The 22,498-nt window shown below is 72.2% G+C and carries 22 protein-coding genes; 1 reads left to right on the top strand and 21 read right to left on the bottom strand.

From position 1 onward, the window contains the following. Positions 1-16: 16 nt before the first annotated feature. Positions 17-1,336: an alkaline phosphatase family protein gene (locus FJY74_05070; protein ID MBM3307676.1), complete on the top strand. Its 1,320-nt coding sequence runs from the start codon at positions 17-19 to the stop codon at positions 1,334-1,336. Here the strand turns inward: FJY74_05070 and FJY74_05065 are convergent. The 21 genes from FJY74_05065 to sucC form a co-directional block, all read right to left on the bottom strand. Then, entirely contained in the window at positions 1,317-2,510 is a 1,194-nt protein-coding gene (locus FJY74_05065) for an electron transfer flavoprotein subunit alpha (protein MBM3307675.1), read from the bottom strand. The genes FJY74_05070 and FJY74_05065 overlap by 20 nt on opposite strands. Positions 2,511-2,512: 2 nt before the next feature. After that, on the bottom strand, positions 2,513-3,313 hold the full coding sequence (locus FJY74_05060) for an electron transfer flavoprotein subunit beta/FixA family protein (protein MBM3307674.1): 801 nt from the start codon (positions 3,311-3,313) through the stop codon (positions 2,513-2,515). 9 nt (positions 3,314-3,322) lie between these two features. After that, a complete protein-coding gene (locus FJY74_05055; GenBank protein MBM3307673.1) occupies positions 3,323-4,489 on the bottom strand; it encodes an acyl-CoA dehydrogenase family protein in 1,167 nt (388 codons plus the stop codon). Next, positions 4,486-5,337, bottom strand: coding sequence for a ribonuclease III (rnc, locus tag FJY74_05050; GenBank protein ID MBM3307672.1), 852 nt, complete (start codon positions 5,335-5,337; stop codon positions 4,486-4,488). The genes FJY74_05055 and rnc overlap by 4 nt, the downstream gene beginning before the upstream one ends. A 9-nt stretch (positions 5,338-5,346) precedes the next feature. Further along, entirely contained in the window at positions 5,347-6,597 is a 1,251-nt protein-coding gene (gene fabF / locus FJY74_05045; protein ID MBM3307671.1) for a beta-ketoacyl-ACP synthase II, read from the bottom strand. Between the two features lie 66 nt (positions 6,598-6,663). Further along, positions 6,664-6,906, bottom strand: coding sequence for an acyl carrier protein (gene acpP, locus FJY74_05040; GenBank protein ID MBM3307670.1), 243 nt, complete (start codon positions 6,904-6,906; stop codon positions 6,664-6,666). A 44-nt stretch (positions 6,907-6,950) separates the two neighbouring features. Further along, positions 6,951-7,691, bottom strand: a complete 741-nt coding sequence (gene fabG / locus FJY74_05035; GenBank protein ID MBM3307669.1) for a 3-oxoacyl-[acyl-carrier-protein] reductase — start codon at positions 7,689-7,691, stop codon at positions 6,951-6,953. Between the two features lie 28 nt (positions 7,692-7,719). Beyond that, positions 7,720-8,655, bottom strand: coding sequence for an ACP S-malonyltransferase (gene fabD, locus FJY74_05030; GenBank protein ID MBM3307668.1), 936 nt, complete (start codon positions 8,653-8,655; stop codon positions 7,720-7,722). Between the two features lie 51 nt (positions 8,656-8,706). Further along, positions 8,707-9,699 (bottom strand): ketoacyl-ACP synthase III, encoded by a 993-nt coding sequence (locus tag FJY74_05025; GenBank protein MBM3307667.1) that lies wholly within the window; start codon positions 9,697-9,699, stop codon positions 8,707-8,709. Further along, a complete protein-coding gene (plsX, locus tag FJY74_05020; GenBank protein MBM3307666.1) occupies positions 9,689-10,666 on the bottom strand; it encodes a phosphate acyltransferase PlsX in 978 nt (325 codons plus the stop codon). Before plsX ends, FJY74_05025 begins: the two co-directional genes overlap by 11 nt. Positions 10,667-10,676: 10 nt before the next feature. Beyond that, positions 10,677-10,913, bottom strand: coding sequence for a 50S ribosomal protein L32 (gene rpmF, locus FJY74_05015; GenBank protein ID MBM3307665.1), 237 nt, complete (start codon positions 10,911-10,913; stop codon positions 10,677-10,679). 107 nt (positions 10,914-11,020) lie between these two features. Beyond that, entirely contained in the window at positions 11,021-14,689 is a 3,669-nt protein-coding gene (locus FJY74_05010; protein MBM3307664.1) for an FAD-dependent oxidoreductase, read from the bottom strand. A gap of 39 nt (positions 14,690-14,728) precedes the next feature. Beyond that, complete coding sequence (locus tag FJY74_05005; protein ID MBM3307663.1) at positions 14,729-16,516, bottom strand: 4Fe-4S binding protein; 1,788 nt, start codon at positions 16,514-16,516, stop codon at positions 14,729-14,731. A gap of 25 nt (positions 16,517-16,541) precedes the next feature. Beyond that, complete coding sequence (gene nuoE, locus FJY74_05000) at positions 16,542-17,030, bottom strand: NADH-quinone oxidoreductase subunit NuoE (GenBank protein MBM3307662.1); 489 nt, start codon at positions 17,028-17,030, stop codon at positions 16,542-16,544. A 19-nt stretch (positions 17,031-17,049) separates the two neighbouring features. Beyond that, a complete protein-coding gene (locus tag FJY74_04995; GenBank protein ID MBM3307661.1) occupies positions 17,050-17,457 on the bottom strand; it encodes a nucleoside-diphosphate kinase in 408 nt (135 codons plus the stop codon). A 7-nt stretch (positions 17,458-17,464) separates the two neighbouring features. Then, entirely contained in the window at positions 17,465-17,971 is a 507-nt protein-coding gene (locus FJY74_04990; protein MBM3307660.1) for a 2-oxoacid:acceptor oxidoreductase family protein, read from the bottom strand. Between the two features lie 117 nt (positions 17,972-18,088). Then, positions 18,089-19,000 (bottom strand): 2-oxoacid:ferredoxin oxidoreductase subunit beta, encoded by a 912-nt coding sequence (locus FJY74_04985; protein MBM3307659.1) that lies wholly within the window; start codon positions 18,998-19,000, stop codon positions 18,089-18,091. Then, positions 18,997-20,139, bottom strand: coding sequence for a 2-oxoacid:acceptor oxidoreductase subunit alpha (locus FJY74_04980; GenBank protein MBM3307658.1), 1,143 nt, complete (start codon positions 20,137-20,139; stop codon positions 18,997-18,999). The genes FJY74_04985 and FJY74_04980 overlap by 4 nt, the downstream gene beginning before the upstream one ends. An 8-nt stretch (positions 20,140-20,147) precedes the next feature. After that, positions 20,148-20,459: a ferredoxin family protein gene (locus FJY74_04975; protein MBM3307657.1), complete on the bottom strand. Its 312-nt coding sequence runs from the start codon at positions 20,457-20,459 to the stop codon at positions 20,148-20,150. After that, a complete protein-coding gene (gene sucD / locus FJY74_04970) occupies positions 20,456-21,334 on the bottom strand; it encodes a succinate--CoA ligase subunit alpha (GenBank protein ID MBM3307656.1) in 879 nt (292 codons plus the stop codon). The genes FJY74_04975 and sucD overlap by 4 nt, the downstream gene beginning before the upstream one ends. Further along, positions 21,331-22,470: an ADP-forming succinate--CoA ligase subunit beta gene (gene sucC / locus FJY74_04965; protein MBM3307655.1), complete on the bottom strand. Its 1,140-nt coding sequence runs from the start codon at positions 22,468-22,470 to the stop codon at positions 21,331-21,333. The genes sucD and sucC overlap by 4 nt, the downstream gene beginning before the upstream one ends. Positions 22,471-22,498: the final 28 nt, after the last annotated feature.

The following is a 22,498-nucleotide window of genomic DNA, read 5'->3' as shown; positions in this document are numbered from 1 at the left end:
ACGCAAAGGGGGGACCGTGGTCGGCACGAAGGCAAGACGCGCGCTGCTGGTGGGCGCGCTCGCAGCAGGGACCGCCGCGCTCGCGCTCGCGCTTGCGTGGAAGCCGTCGCCGCGCGTCCCGGTCGCGCCGGCGACCGGCTACCGGGTCATCGTCCTGGCGGTGGACGGGCTGGACGGCCAGCTCGTCACGCAGTTCGCGCAGAGGGGCGGGCTCCCGGGCGTGAGCCGCGTGCTGCGCCGGGCGACCACCGCGCTCATCACGGCCGACGAGCCGCCGCTCCCCCTCGTCGGATGGACGACGCTCGCGACGGGCCGCCCGCTGGACGACGACGCGCGCCGCGCGGTCGCCGGGCCCGGCGGCGGGAGCCTGTTCGGGCTGTCGCCCGCCGTCACCGGGGCCGTCCGCGCCGCGGGCGGCCGCACGGTCACGGTGGGCTGGCCGGGAACCTGGCCGGTCGGGCGGCGCGCCGCCGGCGTCGCGGCGCCCTACCTTCCCGCGAGCGCGTCCCGCGACGCCGCGCTCCCCCCGGCGCTCTTCGCGGACGCGCCCGGCCAGACGGACCCCGCGCTCGAGGGGGTCGTCCGGGACGCCGTGGTCCAGGCCGAAGCGGCGCTCGATGCGGTGTTCGCGGGGATGCTGGGCGGCAGCCCCCGGCGACCGGACGCCGCGTGGGATGAGGCGGTCGCCGGCCTCAGATGGTCGCTCCTCGCCGACATGACGACCGTGGAGGTCGCGGCGGACCTCATCACGCGGGAGGAGCCCCACCTCGCGCTCGTGTACCTCGGCGGCCTGGACGCCGTCTCCCGCCGCTTCCTGCCGGCCGCCGCGTCCGCGGCGTCAGGGACGGAGGCCCCGGGCGCGGACGCGCACGCGGGAGTGGTCGGAGCGTATCACCTGTTCATCGATGCGGCGGTGGAGCGATTCCGGAGCCTGTGCGACGAGCGCACCTTCCTGGTCGTCTGCTCCGTGTACGGGGCGCGCCCGCCGGGACTCGGCGACGCGTCGCTCGGCTCGGTCGCCGCCCCGCCGGGGGTGTTCATCCTCCACGGGCGCGACGCGCACTCGACGCCGGTGCCGCTTCAGATGACGACGCTCGACGTCGCCCCGACCCTCCTTGCGCTCGTCGGCGTGCCGGTGCCCGAGGACATGAGCGGACGGGTCGTCGCGGAGATGCTGCCGCAGGGGCTCCTCGGGCGCGTCCCGGTCTCGCGGGCGAAGGCGGCCGGTCGCGCCGCGCGGGCGGCGGTGAGCCGCCCGGCCCTCGCCGACCGGCTCGACGCGCTCGTGTCGGAGAGACTCAGGGAGATGGAGGCGGCTACGAGAGCTCGGCCCTAAGCCGCCTGGTGAGCGCGGGCAGGACCTCGAAGAGGTCGCCGACGACGGCGTACGTCGCCGACCGCATGATCGGCGCGTCGGGGTCCTTGTTGATCGCCACGATGACCTTGGACGACTGCATCCCCGCGAGGTGCTGCACGGCGCCCGAGATCCCGCACGCGATGTAGACCTTCGGCTGGACCGTCTTCCCCGTCTGCCCCACCTGGTGCGAGTAGGGGATCCACCCGGCGTCCACCGCCGCGCGCGACGCCCCGACGGCGCCGCCGATCGCGCGGGCGAGCTCCTCGACGAGCCGGAAGCTCTCGGAGCCGCCGAGCCCGCGCCCGCCCGACACGATGATGTCGGCCTCGGCGATGTTGACCGTCTGCGTGACGTCCTTCACGAAGCGGACGAACTCGGCTCGCGACGAGAGCAGCGTCTTCGCGACGCGCTCGCGCGCGACCTTCCCCTGCCTGCCGGGCGCAGGCTCGAGCGGCTTCATGACCTTGTGCCGCACGGTCGCCATCTGGGGGCGGTGATTGGGGCAGACGATCGTCGCCATGATGTTGCCGCCGAAGGCCGGGCGCGTCTGCAGGAGACCGCCCGACTCGTCGTCGATCGCAAGCCCGGTGCAGTCCGCCGTGAGGCCGGTCTTCACGCGGACGGCGACGCGGGGGATCATGGACCGGCCGAGCGTGGTCGCGCCGGTGAGCACGATCTCGGGGCGATGGCGCTCGATGAGGTCGGCGACGACCGCGGCGTACGGCTCGTCGAGGTAGTGCGCGAGCTCCGGCTCGTCCACGACGAGCACCTCGTCGGCGCCGCGCTCGACGAGGTCCTTCGCGAGACCCTCGACGCCCGAGCCGATGAGGACCGCCGACAGACGCGCGCCCCGCGCGTCGGCCAGCTCGCGCCCCTTCCCGAGCAGCTCGAAGCTCACGCCGTGCAGCGCCCCGTCCCGCTGCTCGGCGACGACCCAGACGCCGCGGTACGCGTCGGGCGTGGCGGCCTCCTTCGCCTCCTTGCGGAGGATGATCGCGCCGAACTTGCAGGCGTCCACGCACGCGCCGCACAGGGTGCAGTTGTCCTTGATGACCGCCACGTCGTCGCGCATCTCGATGGCGTCGTACAGGCACGCCCGGACGCACAGCTCGCAGCCGACGCAGCGCTCGTCGAGGACCTCGATGCTGCTCACGCTCACCCCCGCTGGCTTCCTTTCACGACCGCAGCGAGCTCGGCCGCGAGCTCGGCGACGACCTCGTCGGCGGTGCCCGAGAGGACCTTCCCGCCCGGTCTCGCCTCGGGCGCGAAGATCCTGACGACCCGCGTCGGCGAGCCGTCGAGCCCGAGCTCGCGCGCGTCCACCTCAAGGTCGGCCGCCCGCCACACCGCGATCTCGGCCTTCTTCGCGCGCATCTTTCCCTTGAGCGAGGGCAGCCTCGGCTCGTTGATCTCCTTGACCACGCTGAACACCGCGGGCGGCCTCACGCGGAGCACGTCCGTGCCGTCCTCCATGAGGCGCTCGACCTCGGCCACGCCGTCCGGCCCGAGCTCGATCTTCCGCACGTGCGTCACCTGCGGCGCGTCGAGAAGCTCCGCGACGCCCGGGCCCACCTGCCCGGTGTCGCCGTCGATGGCCTGCTTGCCGCAGAGCACGACGTCGAACGCCCCGCGCTTCCGGATCCCGGCCGCCAGCGTGTACGACGTGGACCACGTGTCGGACCCGGCGAACGCGCGGTCCGAGAGGAGCACCGCGTCGTCGACGCCCATGGCGATGGCGTCCCGGAGCGACGCCTCCACCTGCGGCGGCCCCATGGACATCACGGTGACCGTGCCGCCCCCGGCGCGCTCACGGAGCCTCAGCCCCTCCTCGATCGCGTACATGTCGAAGGGGTTGATGATGCTCGGGACTCCCTCGCGGATGAGGGTGTTCGTCTCCCGGTCGATCCGCACGTCCGTTGTGTCGGGAACCTGCTTGAGCAGGACGACGACGTTCATCGGCGCTGGCTACTCCCCCTTCTCCTTCGCGGCGCTCTCCTTGATGACCGCGGAGGCGATGATGGCGCGCTGGATCTGGTTCGTCCCCTCGTAGATCTGCGTGATCTTGGCGTCGCGCATCATCTTCTCGACGGGATATTCCTTCATGTAGCCGTATCCGCCGAGCACCTGCACGGCGTCGGTCGTCACGCGCATCGCGACGTCGGACGCGAAGACCTTGGCCATCGCCGAGAGCTTCGCCATGCTCTTCTCGCCGGCGTCGGCAGCGCGCGCCGCGAGGTAGACGAGCGCCCTGGCGGCCTCGACCTGCGTCGCCATGTCGGCGAGCATGAACTGAAGCCCCTGGAAGGACGCCACCGGCTGCCCGAACTGCTCGCGGTGCCGCGCGTACTTGAGCGCCTCGTCGAGCGCCCCCTGCGCGATGCCGACCGCCTGCGCGGCGACGCCGGGGCGCGACAGGTCGAACGTGCGCATCGCGGCGAGGAACCCCATGCCCTCGCGACCGAGGAGGTTCTCCCTCGGAACGCGGCAGTCCTGGAAGACGAGCTCGCGCGTCGCGGAGGCGCGGATGCCCATCTTGTTCTCCTTCTTCCCGAACGTGAAGCCCGGCGTGCCCTTCTCGACGATGAACGCCGAGATGCCGCGGATGCCGGTGCCCTTGCTCGTGCGGGCGACGACCGTGTAGGTCTCGGCCTCGCCGCCGTTCGTGATCCACTGCTTCGTCCCGTTCAGAACGTACGAATCCCCCGAGAGCTCCGCGCGCGTCTCCACCGCCCCGGCGTCGCTCCCGGCGTTCGCCTCGGTGAGGGCGAACGCGGCGAGCTTCTTCCCGCTCGCGATGTCCGGGAGGTACTTCTTCTTCTGCTCCTCGCTTCCGAAGAGCAGGATGGGGTACGCCCCGAGCGCCGACGCGGCGAACGCCAGCGCGATGCCGCTGCAGACGCGCGACAGCTCCTCGGTGGCGATGCACATCTCGAGCACGCCCCCGCCGAGTCCGCCGTACTCCTCCGGGATGTAGACGCCGTAGATGTCCGAGGCCGCCATCACCTTCACGACGTCCCAGGGAAACTCGCCGCTCTCGTCCAGCTCGGCGCGCACGGGGAGGATCTTCTCCCGCGCGATCTGCGCGCAGAGGTCCCTGAGCATGCGCTGCTCTTCCGTCAGCGTGAAGTTCATCGCGAGGACTCCTTCCGCCTGCCCCTGCCGCGCGATCGGCGCGACGCCGAGCGCGGCTGTCTTCGGGCCTCGCCGCCTCGGTTCAGCAGGCCGAGCTTGCCGAGCGCGCTGCGCGCGGCCGCCTGCTCCGCTTCCTTCTTGTTCTTCCCCTCGCCCCTCCCTACCGCGCGCCCGCCGAGCTTGAGCTCGACGAAGAAGACCCGCTGGTGCTCCGGGCCCTTGACGGACACGACGCGGTAGCGGGGCCTCGCGCCCATCTTCCGCTGCGCGTGCTCCTGGATCATGCTCTTGTAGTTCTTGTACTCGTCCACCTCGAGGAGATCGTCCATCCCGGCCAGGAGGTGCCGCTGGATGAACCTCCTCGCGGCGGGGAGTCCCGAGTCGAGGTAGATCGCCGCGATCACGGCCTCCAGCGCATCGGCGATGATGGACGCGCGGCCGCCGCCGCCGGACTGCCGCTCGTTGTCGGAGAGCAGCACGAAGTCGCCGAGCGAGAGCTCGTCGGCGGTCCTCGAAAGCACGGCCTCGCTGACGAGGAGCGACTTGATCTTGGTGAGTCGCCCTTCCTCGCGCTCCGCGTACGTGGCGTACAGGTGCTCGTTGACGACGAGCCCGAGGACCGCGTCGCCGAGGAACTCCATGCGCTCGTTCGACTCGTGGCGGTCGAGGTCGGCCTCGTAGCTGTACGAGCGGTGCATGAGGGCCTGGTTGAGGAGGCGGATGTCGCGGAAACGGACGCCCAGCGCACCGCAGAGCTTGCGGAGCGCCTTCCGTCGCTTCTCGTCGGGGCTCGGGCCTCGGCGCGTGAGCGCCGCGAGGCCCCTAAGCACCCGGTCGGTGATGGCCATGGGCGCGTCTCATCCTTGTCCCTCGAACCGGCGAAGCGCGAGCACGGCGTTGTGCCCGCCGAAGCCGAACGAGTTGGTGAGAGCCAACGTGATCCTCGCGTCCCTGGCCTGGTTCGGAACGTAGTCGAGGTCGCACTCGGGGTCGGGTGTCTCGTAGTTGATGGTCGGGGGGACGACCGAGTTCGCGATCGCGAGCGCGGTCGCGGCGAACTCCACGCCGCCGGCGGCGCCGAGGAGATGGCCGATCATCGACTTCGTGGACGAGACCGCGAGCCGCTTCGCGTGGTCGCCGAAGACCGCCTTCAGCGCCTCGGTCTCGCACTTGTCGTTGAGCGGCGTCGAGGTGCCGTGCGCGTTCACGTACTGCACCTCGTCGGGCGACGCGTGCGCGTCGCTCAGCGCGGCGGCCATCGCCGCCGCGGCCCCCTCGCCCCCGGGATCGGGCGCGGTCATGTGGTACGCGTCGGCCGTCGCCCCGTAGCCGACGAGGAGCGCGTCGATGCGCGCGCCGCGCCGCTTCGCGTGCTCGAGCTCCTCGAGCACGACGATCCCCGCCCCCTCGCCGAGCACGAACCCGTCGCGCCCCGCGTCGAACGGCCGCGAGGCCCGCGCCGGGTCGTCGTTGCGCGACGACAGCGCCTTCATCGAGGCGAAGCCGGCGGCCGCGAGCGGGCAGACGGCCGCCTCGCAGCCTCCCGTCACGACGACGTCGGCGTCCCCGCGCTGGATCGCCCGGAGCGCCTCGCCGATGGCGTGGGCGCCCGACGCGCACGCGGAGACCGTCGCGAAGTTCGGCCCCCGAAGCCCGAGCAGGATGGACGTCATCCCCGCGGGCATGTCCGCGATGAGCATCGGGATGAAGTACGGGCTCACCCGGCGCGGGCCCTTCGAGAGGAGCGTCGAGTGCTGGTCCTCGAGCGTCTGAATGCCCCCGACGCCCGACCCGATGATCGCGCCCGCGCGCGAGGGGTCGAAGCCGCAGTCGGCGAGGCCGGAGTCCTTCCAGGCCATGAGGGCCGCGGCCACGCCGTACTGCGTGCAGAGGTCCATCTTGCGGGATTCGCGCTTGTCGATGTGCTTGTCGGGATCGAAGTCCTTGACCTCGCAGGCGATCCGCACCGCGTACGCCGACGCGTCGAAGCGCGTGATCGGCCCCGCCCCGTTCGCGCCCGCGACCAGGGCGTCCCACAACGCCTCGCGCCCCGACCCGATGGGCGTGATGGCACCGATTCCCGTGACCGCCGCGGTCCGTCCCGACATCGCGACCCCCGGCCGTCGCGGCCCGGTCCCGGAGCGAGAGCGCCGGGGCCGGGCCCGCGCGGCGTCCTACGCCGCCGTCTTCTTCTCGAGGTACTTCACGATGTCGCCCACGGTCTTCAGGCTCTCCGCCTCGTCCGTGTCGTCGGCGGTGATGCCGAACTCGTCCTCGAGCGAGAACAGAATGTCCGCCTGCTCGAGCGAGTCCGCCCCGAGATCCTCGACGACCGAGGCCTCCATCGTCACCTGGCTCACGTCGATCTGGAGCTTCTCCGCGATGACCTGCTTCACCTTCTCGGCAACGTTCGCCATTTCGCGTTCCCTCCTGCGTCGTGAGAGGCGTCGACGCATCGAGCCTATCCGGCCAGGCCCCCGTCGACGCAGACCGTCTGACCGGTCACGTAGTCTCCATCATCGGATGCGAGGAATGCAACCACATTCGCGACGTCGTCGGGCGTCCCGAAGCGACGAAGCGCGATCCTCGACGCGTACGCTTCCCGCGCGCCGTCCGGGAGCGCGGCGGTCATCGGCGTCTCGATGAACCCCGGCGCGACCGCGTTCACGGTGATGCCGCGCGACCCCAGCTCCTTCGCGGCGCTCTTCGTGAGCCCGATGAGACCCGCCTTCGACGCCGCGTAGTTCGCCTGGCCCGCGTTGCCCATGATCCCGATGACCGAGGAGACGTTCACGATCCTGCCCCACCGCTGCGACATCATGGTGCGCGCCGCCGCGCGCGTGCAGTTGAACGCTCCCTTGAGGTTCACGCGGAGCACGAGGTCCCACTCGTCCGGCGACATGCGGACGAGCAGGTTGTCGCGGGTGATCCCGGCGTTGTTGACGAGCACGTGCACGCCGCCGAGCTCCTCGACGACGCGCCGAAACGCCGCCGTCACGACCTCGGGGTCGCTCACGTCCACGACGAGCCCGAGCGCCTTCCGGCCGAGCGCCTCGACCTCGCCCGCGACCTCGGGAACGGTCGTCGCGTTCATGTCGAGCACGGCGACGTCGGCGCCCTCGCGCGCCAGCCGAAGCGCGATCGCGCGGCCGATGCCCTGCCCCGCGCCCGTGACCACCGCCTTCCTGTCGGCAAGCCTCATCGCGCCACCTCCACGCCGGCCCGCGCGGTCACCCGGCGACGGCCGCGGCGAGCCTCTCGGCATCCTCGAAGGTCGCCACGCCGTGCGAGCGCGCGCCCGGCTCGATCTTCCTGAGAAGCCCGCGGAGGACGTTCCCCGGACCGACCTCCGCGAACTGCGACGCCCCGGCGCCCGCGAGCGCGCGCACGGAGTCCACCCAGCGCACGGGGCTCACAATCTGCTCCGCCAGCCCGCGCCGGATCTCCTCGGGGTCATCCACCGGCGCCCCGGTGACGTTCGCGACGAAGAGCGCCCGCGGGCGCTCGAACGCGACGCCCGCCACGACGGACTCCATGCCGCGCCGGGCGTCCTCGAGGAGCGACGAGTGGAACGCCCCGCTCACCTTGAGCTCGGTCGCCCTCACGCCCTCGCGCGCGGAGGCGAGCTCCATCGCGAGCCGCACCGCCGCCACCTCGCCGGACACGACGATCTGCGTCGGCGCGTTCAGGTTGGCGACCTGCACCACGCCCCTCGAGGACGCCTCCTTGACGATCGGGCCGATGTCGTCCTCGGTCAGCCCGACGACCGCGGCCATCGTCCCCGGGACGGCGAGCCCGGCCTCGTACATGAGGCGGCCGCGCTCCCGCACCGCGCGCACCGCGTCCTCGAGCCGCACGCTCCGGGCCGCCACGAGCGCCGTCCACTCCCCCAGGCTGTGGCCGGCGACCGCCCACGGCTCGACGCCGCGCTCGAGGAGCGCCGCGAGCGCCGCCGCGCTTGCGGTCAGGAGCGCGGGCTGGGTGTTGACGGTCTTCCGGAGCTCGTCTTCGGGGCCCTCGAACGAGAGCGCCGCGAGGTCCAGCCCGATGGCCTCCGACGCGCGCTCGTACACCTCGCGCGCGCCGCCCGAGTGCTCGCACAGGTCGCGGCCCATGCCGACGACCTGCGAGCCCTGTCCCGGGAAGAGGAACGCGAGACGGTCCATGGCGGTGCGGTGCCCGTCCTTCCGCCGGCCGCGGGGCGGCCGGTCCGCGGGCTACCAGCGCATGAGCGCGGCGCCCCAGGTGAAACCGGTGCCGAACGCGACCATCCCGATGAGCATGCCCTCCGTGAGCCTGCCCTGCGTCACGGCCTCGTCGAGCGCGATCGGGATGGACGCCGCCGACGTGTTGCCGTACCGGTCGATGTTGACGAAGACCTTCTCCATGGGCAGGCGCGCGCGCTCGGCGACCGCCTCCATGATGCGGATGTTCGCCTGGTGCGGGAAGAAGAGGTCAACGTCCGCGCCGGAGAGACCCGCCTTCTCGAGCACGCGCAGCGTCGAGTCGCTCATCGCCTTCACGGCGTTCGCGTAGACCTGCCGACCGTTCATCTTGATGTAGTGCAGTCGCGCGTCCACGGTCTCGTGGGACGCCGGCATCTTCGTGCCGCCCGCCGGGAACTTGAGGAGGTCGCCGAGCTTCCCGTCGCCGCCCAGGTGGTATGCGAGGAGCCCCCTCGGGGCGTCGCAACCCTGCACCACGGCCGCCCCTGCGCCGTCGCCGAAGAGGACGCACGTGTTCCGGTCGGTCATGTCCGCGAACCTCGAGAGCGTCTCGGCGCCGATCACGAGCGCCGTCTCGATGGTGCCGGCGGCGATGAACTGGTGGGCGATGACGAGGCCGTAGATGAACCCGGAGCACCCGGCCGAGACGTCGTAGGCGAACGCGTTCTTCGCGCCCACCTTGTCCTGCGCGAGGCACGCCGTGCAGGGGAAGAACATGTCCGGCGTCGAGGTCGCGACGAGCACCATGTCCACGTCCGGCGGGTCCACGCCCGCCCGCTCGAGCGCGACCTTCCCCGCGAGCGCCGCGAGGTCCGACGACGCGGTGTCCCCATCGACGAAGTGCCGCTCCTTGATGCCGGTCATCTGCGTGATCCACTCGTCCGACGTCTCGACCGTCTTCGAGAAGTCGTCGTTGGTCACCACCCTCGGCGGGACGTACGTCCCGAGCCCGACGATGGTCGCGCGCTTCGCGCTATCTGTCATCGCCCGCGGCCACCTTTCCGATGGAGTCCACGATCTTCCCGTCGAGATCGATGTCCACGAACCGCGCGGCCACGTCGACGGCGTTCCTGATGGCCTTGGCCGAGGAGCTCCCGTGCGCGATGATGACGACGCCGTTGACGCCGAGGAGCGGTGCGCCCCCGTACTCGGCGTAGTCGAGCTGCTTGGCGAGCGCGCGGATCACGCCGTCCCTGAGCTCGCCCGTGAGCACGCCTGCGAGGAGGTCGATCACGCCCTCGGTGAGCTTGAGCATGATGTTGCCGACGAACCCGTCGCACACGACGACGTCGGCCTCGCCGCGCAGGAGCCCCCTGCCCTGGACGTTGCCGATGAAGTGGAGCGGGCTCTCCGACAGGAGCCTGTTGGCCTCGAGAATGACCTCGCCGCCCTTCGTCTGCTCCTCTCCGATGTTCATGAGGCCGATGCGCGGGCGGTCGCGGCCGAGCACGTGTCGGGCGAAGACCTCGCCCATGAGCGCGAAGTCCAGAAGGTCGGTCGGACGCGAGTCGAGGCTCGCGCCCACGTCCAGCACGAGGACCGGGTCTTTGACGGTCGGAAAGAGGCTGGCGATGGCGGGGCGGCGGACCCCGGGGAGCTTCCCGAGGGCCAGGAGCGTCGCGGCCACGACGGCGCCGGTGTTCCCGGCGCTCACGACGCCGTCGACCTCGCCGCGCTTGTGCAGGTCGGCGGCCACGACAATGGACGCGCCGCGCTTGCGGCGGACGGCCGCGGCCGGCGACTCGTCCATCGCGATGACGTCGGGCGCGTCCACGACCGAGACGGGCAGCCCCGCGGCCCCCTGGCGCTCAAGCTCCGCATCGATGGCGGCGCGGCGACCGACGAGGACGACCTCGAGGGCGCCCGCGGCGCCACGCGCCGCGGCGACCGCGCCCTCCACCTCCACGGCGGGGGCGCTGTCTCCGCCCATGGCGTCAACCGCCACCCTCACCGGTCTTCGGTCAGCGCTTCCAGCCGAGTGGGGACTTCTTCTTGGCGGTCTTGACACTCTCCTTCTTCTCCTTGTCCGCGGCGACGATCTCCCGGCCCTTGTACGTGCCGCAGTGCGGGCACATCCGGTGGGGGAGCTTGGGTTCGCCGCAGGAGGGGCAGGCCGAGGCCTGGGGCTTGGCGACCTTGTCGTTCGTCCTGCGCTTCCGGCCGCGCGCCCTCGAGTGTCTTCGCTTGGGAAGTGCCATCCGTGCCTCCGATCACCACAAGTGAGCGCTGCGGCCCCCGCGGGCGGGCCGCTGGATGCCGCAGACGCAAAAGGTACCGGTCATGGTAGAGGCGCCCCGGAGGCCCGTCAAGGCGAAACTCGCCAGGGTCGGACCACGTGGGCGCGCAGGCCGAGGTCTCTCGCGCGCCGCGCGAGCAGCGTCTCGAGCGCGTCGCTGAAACGCGGATCGAAGACCATGCCGGGCGCCGCCGCCTCCGGCACCTCGACGCGCACGCGCCCGTCCGGCGGCGCCGGTCCGTCGAAGGGCAGACGCCGGCCGTCGGGACCGAGGTCCGCCGGGAAGCCGATGTCCGCGAGGTCCGCGGCCATCAGCGCGCGCACGTCCGCCGGGCAGCCGCCCGCGGCGGGCGCGCCGACCGCCCGCGCGATCCCGCCGATCGCCTCGAGCGTCGTGAGGCCGCCGGGCGGCGGGAGCGCCGCGCGCAGCGGGCGCACGCGCCGCTCGCTGTTGGTGTAGCTCCCGCCCACCTCCGCGAACGCCGATCCGGGAAGGACGACCGTCGCCAGGGCCGTCGTCTCGGTCGGGACGGCGTCCACGACGGCGAGGAACTCGAGCCTCGACAGGGCGGCCGCGACGCGACGCGGGTCCGCCGCGCCGGCGACCGGGTCCTCCCCCACGATGAGCGCGGCGCGGACGCGACCGCGCTCCATGTCCTCGACGAGCGAGCCCGCCGTGGCCTGGAACCCCAGGTCCGAGAGCCCCTGTCCGTTGGCGCGCATCCTCAGGAAGAGGATGCCCGACCCGCCGCCGCGCGCCTTCCCCGCGAGGGCGCACAGCGCCACCGCGAGCGCCGCGTCCCGCTCGACGGTCGCCGGGTCGAACGCGGCGGCGTTCGCGACGAGCACCGCGCGGCCGGGCGCCGAGAGCGCCTCGGAGAGAGCCGCCGCGTCCCCGTCGCCCCCTCGCTTGGCGAGCGCCGAGACAGCCCTTCGAAGACCTTCAACGCCGGCGAGCTCGGCGCCTCGCCCCGCGTCGAGGAGCCCGGCGACCGCGGTCGCGAGGAGCCGCCCGATGGCCGAGCGCTCGACGCTGAGCCGGGTCCCCGCGAGCCGCGCCATGCGCGTGTCCTTCGCCGAGACGACCACAAGGCGCGCGCCGCGTCTGACCGCCCTGCGCACGGCGATGGCCGCGACCGTCTGCTCCTCGGCGATGTCGGAGTCGAGGAGCACGATGACGTCGGCGGCCGCGAGGTCGTCGTACGACGCGGTCGAGGCGGCGCGGCCGAACGCGCTCCGGAGCGCGCCGAAGGCGCGCTCCTCGAGCGCGAGCCCGAAGGAGGCGACGGCGGCGCCCCCGAGGACGGGCCGCGCCAGCGCCTTGAGCGTCCAGGCCTCCTCGTTCGTCAGGCGCGGCGAGCCGAAGAGCGCGACGCCGTCGCCCCTTCGGGCGGCGTCGCCGAGGCCCCGCGCGACCGCCTCGAGCGCCTCGTCCCAGCCGGCCTCGGCGAGCGCCCGGCCGCGCCGCACGAGCGGGACCGTGAGCCTCTCCGACGCCGCCGTGAACCCGAAGCGGCCGCGGACGCACAGGTTCTCGTCCCCGGGAGAGACGATCGCGAGCTTTCCCCCGACGGTGTTGTAGCCGACCGCGCAGCCCGTGCCGCAGAAGCCGCAGACCGAGCGGTGCTTCTCGAGGTCCCACGGGCCCGGCTTCGGCGCGTCGGCCTTCGCGGTCAGCGCGGCCGTCGGGCAGGTGGTCACGCACTGCCCGCACGCCTCGCACGTCGTCTCCGCGAGCGCTGCGTCGAGCGCGGGCGTCATCCGGGTGGCGAAGCCCCTGCGGAAGAACCCGAGCGCCGAGGCGCCCTGCACGTCCTCGCAGACGCGCACGCAGCGCGCGCAGAGGATGCACTTCTCGGGCTCGATCCTGATGAACGGATGACGGTCGTCGGGCGCCCGGCGCAGCGCCTCGCCGTCGAACGCGTCGGCCGACGCCCCGTACTCGGCGGCGTACCGCCGGAGCTCGCAGTCGAAGACCGAGACGCAGCCGCACTCGAGGCAGCGCGCCGCCTCGGCGCGCGCCTGCTCCTCCGTGTAGCCGAGCTCGACCTCCTCGAAGTTCGACACGCGCTCCGCGGCCCCAAGCTCGGGCATCGGCTGCCGCTCTCTCGGCTCGACGACCGGAAGCTCGGCCGCCGGCAGAGCGTCCCAACGCTCCTTCGCGATGTTGAACGACGGCGCGCGGAACGAGACGTCCTCGCCGCGCAGGTGGCGGTCGATGGCCGCCGCGGCCCTGCCGCCGTGCGCGATGGCCTCGATGGCCGTCGCCGCCCCGTTCACCACGTCGCCGCCCGCGAACACACCCGGCACCGAGGTGACCATCGAGTGCTCGTCCGCCACGATGGTGCCCCACGTCGTGAGGGCGATCCTCGCCTCCGGCGAGTCCGGGTCCTTCGCCGCGGTGCCCTTGAGCGCGGAGAGGTCGGGGAACTGGCCGATGGCGGCGATGACGGTGTCCGCCTCGACGGTGAACTCCGACCCCTTCACCACGACCGGCCGCCGCCGTCCGCTGGCGTCTGGCTCACCCAGCTCCATGCGGACGCAGGTGACGAGCCCGCACGCGCGCTCGCCCTGGATGGCGGTCGGCGCCGCGAGGAAGTGCATCTCGACGCCCTCGTGCCGGGCCGCCTCCACCTCGACGTCCCACGCCGGCATCTCCTTCCTGGAGCGCCGGTACACGACGGTGACCTTCTCGGCCCCCAGCCGGACGCAGGTCCTGGCGGCGTCGATGGCCGTGTTCCCGCCCCCGACGATCGCGACCCGCCTGCCGATCCTCACCGGCTTGCCGAGGGCGACGTCGGTGAGGAACTCGGTGCCGGCCCACACGCCCGGCAGGTCCTCGCCGGCCACGTCCATCTTCCGGCTCGCCACGGCGCCGATGCCGAGGAAGACGGCGTCGAACCCGCGTGCGAAGAGGTCGGAGATCGTGAAGTCGCGTCCGAGCGCCTTTCCGTGCTCGATCTCGATCCCGAGCGCGGTGATGAGCCCGACCTCCCGGTCGAGCACCGCCTTCGGGAGCCTGTACTCCGGTATGCCGTAGCGCAGCGCGCCGCCGGCGGCCGGCAGCGCCTCGAACACCGTGACGGCGTGCCCCCGCTGCGCGAGGTAGTACGCGGCCGTGAGGCTCGCCGGCCCCGCTCCCACCGCGGCCACGCGCTTGCCGGTCGGCGGCGCAGCCTGCGGGACGTAGGCGTTCTCGTGCCCGGCGTCCCAGTCGGCGGCGAACCGCTTGAGGTAGTCGATGCCGACCGGGCCCTCGAGGGCGCTGCGCCGGCACTCCTTCTCGCACGGCCGCGGGCACACGCGCCCGATCGAGAGCGGGAACGGGTTGACCTTCTTGACGAGCTTCGCCGCCTCGCGGTACTGCCCCTGCGCGATGAGCGCGATGTAGCCCTGGACGTCCACGCTCGCGGGGCACTCGGCCTGGCACGGCGCGACGCAGTCGCCGCGGTGGTTGGAGAGCAGAAGCTCGAGGGCCATCGTCCGCACGGCGCGAACGTCGTCCGTGTCGGTCCACACCCTCATGCCGGGGGCGACGCGCGTGGCACACGACGGGACGTAGCGGCGCAGGCCCTCGACGCGGACGACGCAGAGCCAGCACGACCCGAACGGCTCGAGCTGCGGGTCCTGGCACAGCGTCGGGATCTCGACGCCGTGCGCCCGCGCCGCGTCGAGGATCGTCGCGCCGGCATCGACGGAGACCTCGTTCCCGTTCAGCGTGATCGTCGTGGATGCCACCCGGGTCCCTTCGTGGACGCCGCCCCGCCGGGGCGCGCGTCAGCGCACGGTGATCGCGTCGAACCGGCAGACCTGCCGGCAGGCGTCGCACTTCGTGCAGAGGTCCTGGTTGATGGAGTGCGGCTTCTTCCGCTCGCCCGTGACGGCCCCGGCCGGGCAGGCGCGCGCGCAGAGCGTGCAGCCCGTGCACGCGGCCGCGTCCACCTCCCAGGTGAGAAGCGGGCGGCAGGCGAGCGCCGGGCACTTCCTGTCCCGGATGTGCGCGTCGTACTCAGCGCGGAAGTACTTGATGGTCGTGAGCACCGGGTTCGGCGCCGACTGCCCGAGGCCGCACAGCGACGACGACACGATCTTCTCCCCGAGCTCCTGGAGCCGCTCGACGTCGCCCTCGCGGCCGTTGCCCTCGCAGATCCTGTTCAGGATCTCGAGCATGCGCTTCGTGCCGATCCGGCAGAACGTGCACTTGCCGCAGCTCTCGTCCTGCGTGAAGTTGAGGAAGAACCGCGCGATGTCCACCATGCAGGTCCGGTCGTCCATGACGACCATGCCGCCGGAGCCCATGATGGCGCCGGTCTGCACGACCGACTCGTAGTCCACGGGGATGTCGATGAACTCCTCGGGGATGCACCCGCCCGACGGCCCGCCGAGCTGCACGGCCTTGAACGCGTGGCCGCCCGGCACGCCGCCGCCCACGTCGTTGATGACCTCGCGCAGCGTGATGCCCATCGGGACCTCGACGAGCCCGCCGCGGGCGATCTTCCCGGCCAGCGCGAAGACCTTCGTGCCCTTGCTCTTCTCGGTGCCGTACGCGGCGAACGCCGCGGCGCCGTGCGCGATGATCCACGGCACGTTCGCGTACGTCTCGACGTTGTTGATGTTCGTCGGCCGTCCCCACAGGCCCTTGGCCGCGGGGTACGGCGGACGGATCCGGGGCATGCCGCGTCTGCCCTCGACCGACGCGATGAGCGCCGTCTCCTCGCCGCAGACGAAGGCGCCCGCGCCTTCCTTGATGTGCACGTGAAGGGAGTGCCCGGTGCCGAGGACGCGCTCGCCGAGGAACCCGCGCTTCTCGGCGTCGGCGATGGCGATCGCGAGGCGCTTGACGGCGAGGGGGTACTCCGCGCGAACGTAGATGGTGCCCTCGTCCGCCCCGATGGCGTACGCGGCGACGGCAAGCCCCTCGAGCACGGAGTGCGGGTCGCCCTCGAGGACGCTCCGGTCCATGAACGCCCCGGGGTCGCCCTCGTCCGCGTTCACGATGACGAACTTCTTCGTTCCCGGCGCCTTGCGCGCCAGCTCCCACTTCATCCCGGTCGGAAACCCCGCGCCGCCCCGCCCGCGCAGCCCGGAGTCCTTCACCTCGGCGATGACCTGCTCCGGGGTCATCGCGCGGACGGCCTTCGCCAGGGCGTCGTAGCCGCCGGCGGCGACGTACTCGTCGATGGACTCGGGGTCGATGACCCCGCAGTTGCGGAGCACGAGCCTGACCTGCCGCGCGTAGTACGCCTCGTCGGGAAGCGTCCGGTCCTCCGCGCGCACGAGGAGCTCCGCGACCGGGCGACCGCCGATCACGTGTTCCTCGATGATGCGCGCGGCGTGCTCGGGCTTCACGCCGCCGTAGGTGCAGCGGGCCCCGCCCGGGAGCGCGACGTCCACGATCGGCTCCCGGTAGCACATCCCGACGCACCCCGTGCGCCGCAGCCGCGCCCCGATGCGGCGCGCCTCGATCTCGCGCGCGAGCGCCGCGTGCACGTCCGCCGCGCCGGCGGCCACGCCGCAGCTCGACAGCCCGACGGTGATCTCCGGAACCGACACTGCCGCTCCCATCCGAGCCTCCGGGAGAACTGCCAGGCTACTTCCCCCGCTTCCTCACGACCTTCCGCGCCGCCTCCGGGGTGAGCCGGCCGTACGTGCCCTCCTCGATCATCATCACGGGGGCGAGGCTGCAGCACCCGAGGCATGCGACCGACGAGACCGTGTACTCGCCGTCCGCGGTCGTGCCCCCGTCCTTCACGGCGAGCTCGTCGCACAGCGCCTCGGTGATCGCCGTCGCGCCCTGCACGTGGCACGCGGTGCCGTGGCAGACTTTGATGATGCGCCTGCCGACCGGCTCGAGCCTGAACTGCGAGTAGAAGCTCGCGACCCCGTGGACCTGCGCCGCCGGAACGCCCGCGCGCTCGCCGATCCGGGCGAGGACGGCCGGCGGCAGGTAGCCCACGCGCGCCTGGACGTCCTGGAGGATCGGGATGAGCGACCCGGGGGCGGTGCCGCGCGCCGCGACGACCTCGTCCACGACGGCAAGGCGCTCGGCATCAACGCAGGCGCAGTCTCTGCGCTCCATCGGATCTCCCTCGACCCCGCTACGGCATGACCGTCCGCGGGCAGTCCCCGAAGTAGATCGCCGACTCGTGCGCGACCCGCTCGGGCGAGTCGGACGCGTGGACGGCATTCTCGCTCTTGCTCTTCCCGTGCTTCGCGCGGATCGTCCCCGGCGCCGCCTCGGCCGGGTCGGTGGCGCCCACGAGCCTGCGCAGCGCCGCAACGGCGTCGGGGGCCTCGAGCATCACCGCGACGGCGGGGCCGGAGCAGATGAGCGCGACGAGACCGTCGAAGAAGTGCTTGCCCGCGTGGACGTCGTACATCACGGCCGCTTCCTCGCGCGTCAGCCGGCGCATGGCGATCCCGACGATCGTGAAGCCGGCGCGCTCCACCATCGCGAGCACCTCTCCCGTCGCGCCCTCGCGCACCGCGTGCGGCTTGACGACCATGAACGTCCTATCCACGGCTTCCCCCCCGCCTGAGCTCGATGACCGCGTCCCTGCCGAGCGAGAGCGCCTTCTCGTTCGCGGCCTCGGTGCCCTTCGGCACGCGCGCGAGCACCGCGCTTCGGATGGAGTCCCACGCGACGACGCCCGTGACCTCGGCGACGGCGCCGAGCGCGATGACGTTGGCGAAGAGCGCGCGCCCGCAGCCGTCGATGGCCAGCTTCGTGAACGGGATCCGCACGGCGTCCGGGGACTCGATGCGCTCGACGAGGTAGGAGTCCACGAGCAGCGTTCCGCCTTCCCTGAGGCTCGGCCCGTACTCGTCGAGCGCGGCCTGCGTCATCGCGAGCAGAACGTCCACGCGCGTCGCCTTCGGGTAGTCGATCTCCTCGTCGGAGATCACGACGTCGGTCTTGCTCTTCCCGCCGCGCGCCTCCGGGCCGTAGCTCTCCGTCTGCACGGCGTTCCGGCCCTCGTGGACCGTCGCGGCCTCGGCCAGAAGCCGCCCGGCGAGCATGAGCCCCTGCCCGCCCGACCCGGAGAGTCTCACCTCGAATCTCCCGCCGCTTCCATCCTCCACGCGTCGCTCCCGCGCGGGCCCCGCGGCCGTGTCCGCCGCCGGGCCGCCGCGCCCCTACGCCTTCTTGCGGTACGCCTTCAGCCGGTACGCCGTCTCGTCGTACGTCTCGAGGGTCCGCCGGACGCCCGCGACGACCTCGGGGGTCGCCGCCAGCTTCTCGGCGAGCGCGTCGTAGACCGTGATGAACTCCGGGAGCTCCCGCTCCTGGATCACGCCGCGCACGAACTTGCCTTCGAGCTCGGCGGGCGACATCTTCGCCGCCTCGGCCACGGTGACCGAGCCCTCCTTCATCGCCTGCAGCATCGCCACCGGCGACGTGAGCTTGTTGAGCCGCCCGTAGCTCGTGTAGCAGTTCGCCACGACCTCGACGACCGAGAAGCCCTTGTGACGCATCGCCCGCTCAATGAGCTTGTCCAGCTCGCGGACGTGGTAGACGGAGCTCCTGGCGACGAAGGTGGCACCCGCGCCGACCGCGAGGCCGGCGACGTCGAAGTCGTGCTCGACGTTGCCGTACGGCGCGGTCGTCCCGCGCCTTCCGTGCGGGGTCGTCGGCGAGTACTGCCCCCCGGTCATCCCGTAGATGGCGTTGTTCACGACGATCGCGGTCATGTCGATGTTGCGACGGCAGGAGTGGATGAAGTGGTTCCCGCCGATGGCCACCGCGTCGCCGTCCCCCATGACGGTGATCACGCGGAGCTTGGGCTTCGCGAGCTTGAGCCCGGTGGCGAACGCCAGGGCGCGCCCGTGGGTCGTGTGGAGCGTGTTGAAGTCCACGTAGGCCGGAAGCCGCCCCGTGCACCCGATGCCCGAGACGACGGCGAGGTCGTTCTTCTCGACGCCCATCCTCGCGATGGCGCGGATCATCGCGCCCATCACGATGCCGAGCCCGCACCCCGCGCACCACACCGTGGGGAGCTTCTTGTTCGACCTCAGGTAGGTCCGCACCGTCTCCATGACCTGGCTCATCGTCCGGCCTCCCTGAGCGCGAACGCCGTGATCTCGCCCGGGTCGAAGAGGTTCCCGTCGACGCGCCCGACGTGTCGCACGGGCACGGCCCCGCAGAGGGCCCGCTCGACCTCGAGCACGAGCTGCCCGAGGTTCATCTCGGGAACCACCACGAGCCGGAGCCGCGGGGCGAGCTCGCGGAGCCGCTTCTGCGAGAACGGCCAGATGGTCCTCGGGCGGAGGAGCCCCGCGCGCACGCCGGCGCGGCGCAGCTCGCGCACCGAGGCCTTCGCCACGCGCGAGGTCGAGCCGTACGCGACCAAGAGGACGTCGGCGTCCTCCAGCATGAACTCCTCGTACGACGCAAGCTCGTCCACGCGGGACTCGACCTTGGACACGATGCGACGGATGTTGTCGTCCACCTCGCGCGGGACCATCGTCGGGAAACCGTGGGGGTCGTGCGTGAGGCCGGTCACGTGGAAGCGATACTCCCCGCCGAACGCCGCGAGGGGCGGCACGCCGTCGCCGGACGCGCCGAACGGACAGTAGTCGGCGAGGCCGGCGGCGGGGCGCGGGCGGGACGCCATGCCGCAGTCCGCGGGCCCCAGCAGACTCGCGTTCTCCCGCATGTGCGCCACGACCTCGTCCATCAGCAGAACGACCGGAGTGCGGTACCGCTCGGCGAGGCTCACGCACTCGATGGTCATCGTGAAGCACTCGAGGACCGTCGTCGGCGAGAGCGCGATGATCGAGTGGTCCCCGTGCGTCCCCCACCGCGTCTGCATCACGTCCATCTGCGCCGGCTGCGTCGGGAGACCCGTCGAAGGCCCCGCGCGCTGTACGTTGACGATGACGCAGGGGACCTCCGCGATGCACGCGAAGCCGATATTCTCTTGCATGAGGGAGAAGCCCGGCCCCGACGTTGCCGTCATCGCCTTGGCGCCGCCGAGCGACGCGCCGATGACCGCGGCCATCGACGCGATCTCGTCCTCCATCTGGATGAAGCGCCCCCCGACGAGCGGAAGGCTCTCCGAGAGGAACTCCGCGATCTCCGACGACGGCGTGATCGGGTAGCCCGCGAAGAGGTCCACGCCCGCCGCGAGCGCGCCGAGCGCGCAGGCCTCGTTCCCCTGGAGGAAGATCACCTTCCTCCTCCCGATCTGCACGCTCACCTGTCGCCGTCCTTCGGGGCCTTCTCGCCCTTCTCGCCGCCGGCCTTCTTCCGCTCCTTGTGGACCGTGATGGCCATGTCGGGACACATCATCTCGCACAGCCCGCAGACGATGCACTTGTCCGGGTTCGTGACGAGGGGACGGCCGGACCTGCTCGCCGTGAACACGCCCGCGGGACAGAAGGCGACGCAGATGCCGCACGACTTGCACCAGGGCGCGTAGATGAAGATCTCGTCGCTCGGATGCGCGTCGCGCGCGGGGTAGTTCCAGGCCCGCTTCGGAACCCGCTCCTCCGGCTCTCCGCTCATGCTCGTCTCCCGAGTGCCTCTCGGACGAGGTCGGGGATCTCGCTCGGCCGGTCGGCGACGGGAACGCCCGCCGCCCGCAGGGCCTCGATCTTCTCCTTCGCCGTGCCCTTCCCGCCCGCGATGATGGCCCCCGCGTGCCCCATCCGCTTGTCGGCCGGAGCCGTCCGTCCCGCGATGAAGCTCACGAGGGGCTTCCTCATCTTCGCCCTGATGAACGCCGCGGCCTCCTCCTCGTCGGTCCCGCCGATCTCGCCGATGAGGACGACCGCCGCGGTCTCCGGGTCGGCCTCGAACGCCGCGAGGGCGTCGATGAAGTTCGTGCCGATGATGGGGTCGCCGCCGATGCCGATGACCGTGGACTGCCCGATGCCGCGGCGGCGGAGCTGGTCCACGACCTCGTAGGTGAGCGTGCCGCTTCGCGACACGACGCCCACCTCTCCTGGCGAGTGGATGGAGCCGGGCATGATGCCGAGCTTCGACTTCCCGGGGCTGATGATGCCCGGGCAGTTGGGGCCGATCATGCGGGCGCCGGCCGCTCGGACGCGCCCGTAGAGCCGCGCCGCGTCGAGCACCGGAATGCCCTCGCTCACCGCGACGATGAGCCCGATGCCGGCGTCCACCGCCTCGGCGATGGCGCCGACCGCGAAGCGCGCCGGCACGAACACGATCGTCGCGTCGGCGCCCGTGTTCGCGACCGCGTCCTTCACGGTGTCGAAGACGGGAACGCCCTCCGCCGCGCGGCCGCCCTTTCCCGGCGTGACGCCCGCGACGACCTTCGTGCCGTACTCGATCATCGCCTTCGTGTGGAAGAGGCCGTCGCGGCCGGTGATGCCCTGGACGCACACGCGCGACTCCGCGTCGAGGAAGATGCTCACGCGGCCCTCCTTGCGAGCGCGACAGCCTTCTGTACCGCGTCGTCCATGGTCTCCGCCGTCACGAGCTCGTGCTCGGCGAGGATCTCCCTCGCGCGCGCCTCGTTCGTGCCCGTGAGGCGCGCGACGATGGGAACCGGCGCGGGCCGCGAGGCCAGCGCCCGGACGAGCCCGTTCGCCACGTCGTCGCAGCGCGTGATCCCGCCGAAGATGTTGATGAGCACGGCGCGGACGTTGCCGTCGCCGGTGATGATGTCGAGCGCAGCCATGACCTTCTCGGGGCTCGAGCTCCCGCCGATGTCGAGGAAGTTCGCCGGCTCGCCTCCGTAGTACTTGATGAGGTCCATGGTGGTCATCGCGAGTCCGGCGCCGTTCACGAGGCACCCGACGTTTCCGTCGAGCTTGACGTACGACAGACCGGCCTCGCGCGCGAGGGCCTCCGCGCGCGTCTCGCCGGAGGGGTCGCGGAGCGCCTCGATGTCCGGGTGGCGGAAGAGCGCGTTGTCGTCGATGTTCATCTTCGCGTCGACGGCCCACACCTCGCCGGACGGCGTGACGACGAGCGGGTTGATCTCGGCGAGCGAGCAGTCGGCGCCAACGAAGGCCTCGTACAGCTTCGACAGGACGTCCGCCACGGCGGCGGCCTGCGCCGCGCGCTCCTCGACGACCGACGCGAGACGGGAAGCCTCGGCGGGCGCAAGGCCCCTCTCCGGGTCGACGGGGACCTTCACGATCTTCTCGGGGGTCGTCCGCGCGACCTCCTCGATGTCGACGCCGCCGGCCGCGCTCACCATGATGACGGGCCGCTTCGAGGCGCGGTCCACCACGATGCCCGCGTAGTACTCCCGCTCGATGTCCACCGCGCCGGCCACGAGCACGCGCCGGACGGTGAGGCCCTTGATCTCCATGCCGAGGATGGCGGCGGCCTTCGCCTTCGCCTCCGCGGGGTCCTTCGCGAGCTTGACGCCGCCGGCCTTCCCGCGGCCGCCGGCGTGCACCTGGGCCTTGACGACGACGAGGCCGCCGATGCGCGCGGCCGCGCGCCCCGCTTCCTCGGCGTCCGACACGACCTCGTGCGCGGGGACCGGCACGCCGTGCCGTCTGAGGATGTCCCTGGCCTGGTGCTCGTGGATCTTCAACCGGTTCTCCCCCTGGGCGAGGCGTCTG

The organism is Candidatus Effluviviaceae Genus I sp. (assembly GCA_016867725.1).
Classification (GTDB): Bacteria; Joyebacterota; Joyebacteria; order Joyebacterales; family Joyebacteraceae; genus VGIX01.
The sequence above is the reverse complement of the archived record's forward strand: the minus strand, read 5'-3'. Positions and strand labels throughout refer to the sequence as shown.

Bases quoted from the DNA above. Each gene is read 5' to 3' on its own strand.
- nuoE (MBM3307662.1), bottom strand. From the start codon at position 17,030: ATGGAGCGCAGAGACTGCGCCTGCGTTGATGCCGAGCGCCTTGCCGTC.
- FJY74_04995 (MBM3307661.1), bottom strand. From the start codon at position 17,457: ATGGTCGTCAAGCCGCACGCGGTGCGCGAGGGCGCGACGGGAGAGGTG.
- fabF (MBM3307671.1), bottom strand. From the start codon at position 6,597: ATGTCGGGACGGACCGCGGCGGTCACGGGAATCGGTGCCATCACGCCC.
- FJY74_05025 (MBM3307667.1), bottom strand. From the start codon at position 9,699: ATGACAGATAGCGCGAAGCGCGCGACCATCGTCGGGCTCGGGACGTAC.
- FJY74_05055 (MBM3307673.1), bottom strand. From the start codon at position 4,489: ATGAACTTCACGCTGACGGAAGAGCAGCGCATGCTCAGGGACCTCTGC.
- FJY74_04990 (MBM3307660.1), bottom strand. From the start codon at position 17,971: ATGCTCGCCGGGCGGCTTCTGGCCGAGGCCGCGACGGTCCACGAGGGC.
- FJY74_04975 (MBM3307657.1), bottom strand. From the start codon at position 20,459: ATGAGCGGAGAGCCGGAGGAGCGGGTTCCGAAGCGGGCCTGGAACTAC.
- fabG (MBM3307669.1), bottom strand. From the start codon at position 7,691: ATGAGGCTTGCCGACAGGAAGGCGGTGGTCACGGGCGCGGGGCAGGGC.
- FJY74_04985 (MBM3307659.1), bottom strand. From the start codon at position 19,000: ATGAGCCAGGTCATGGAGACGGTGCGGACCTACCTGAGGTCGAACAAG.
- fabD (MBM3307668.1), bottom strand. From the start codon at position 8,655: ATGGACCGTCTCGCGTTCCTCTTCCCGGGACAGGGCTCGCAGGTCGTC.
- rpmF (MBM3307665.1), bottom strand. From the start codon at position 10,913: ATGGCACTTCCCAAGCGAAGACACTCGAGGGCGCGCGGCCGGAAGCGC.
- acpP (MBM3307670.1), bottom strand. From the start codon at position 6,906: ATGGCGAACGTTGCCGAGAAGGTGAAGCAGGTCATCGCGGAGAAGCTC.
- FJY74_05060 (MBM3307674.1), bottom strand. From the start codon at position 3,313: ATGAACGTCGTCGTCCTGCTCAAGCAGGTTCCCGACACAACGGACGTG.
- rnc (MBM3307672.1), bottom strand. From the start codon at position 5,337: ATGGCCATCACCGACCGGGTGCTTAGGGGCCTCGCGGCGCTCACGCGC.
- FJY74_05005 (MBM3307663.1), bottom strand. From the start codon at position 16,516: ATGGGAGCGGCAGTGTCGGTTCCGGAGATCACCGTCGGGCTGTCGAGC.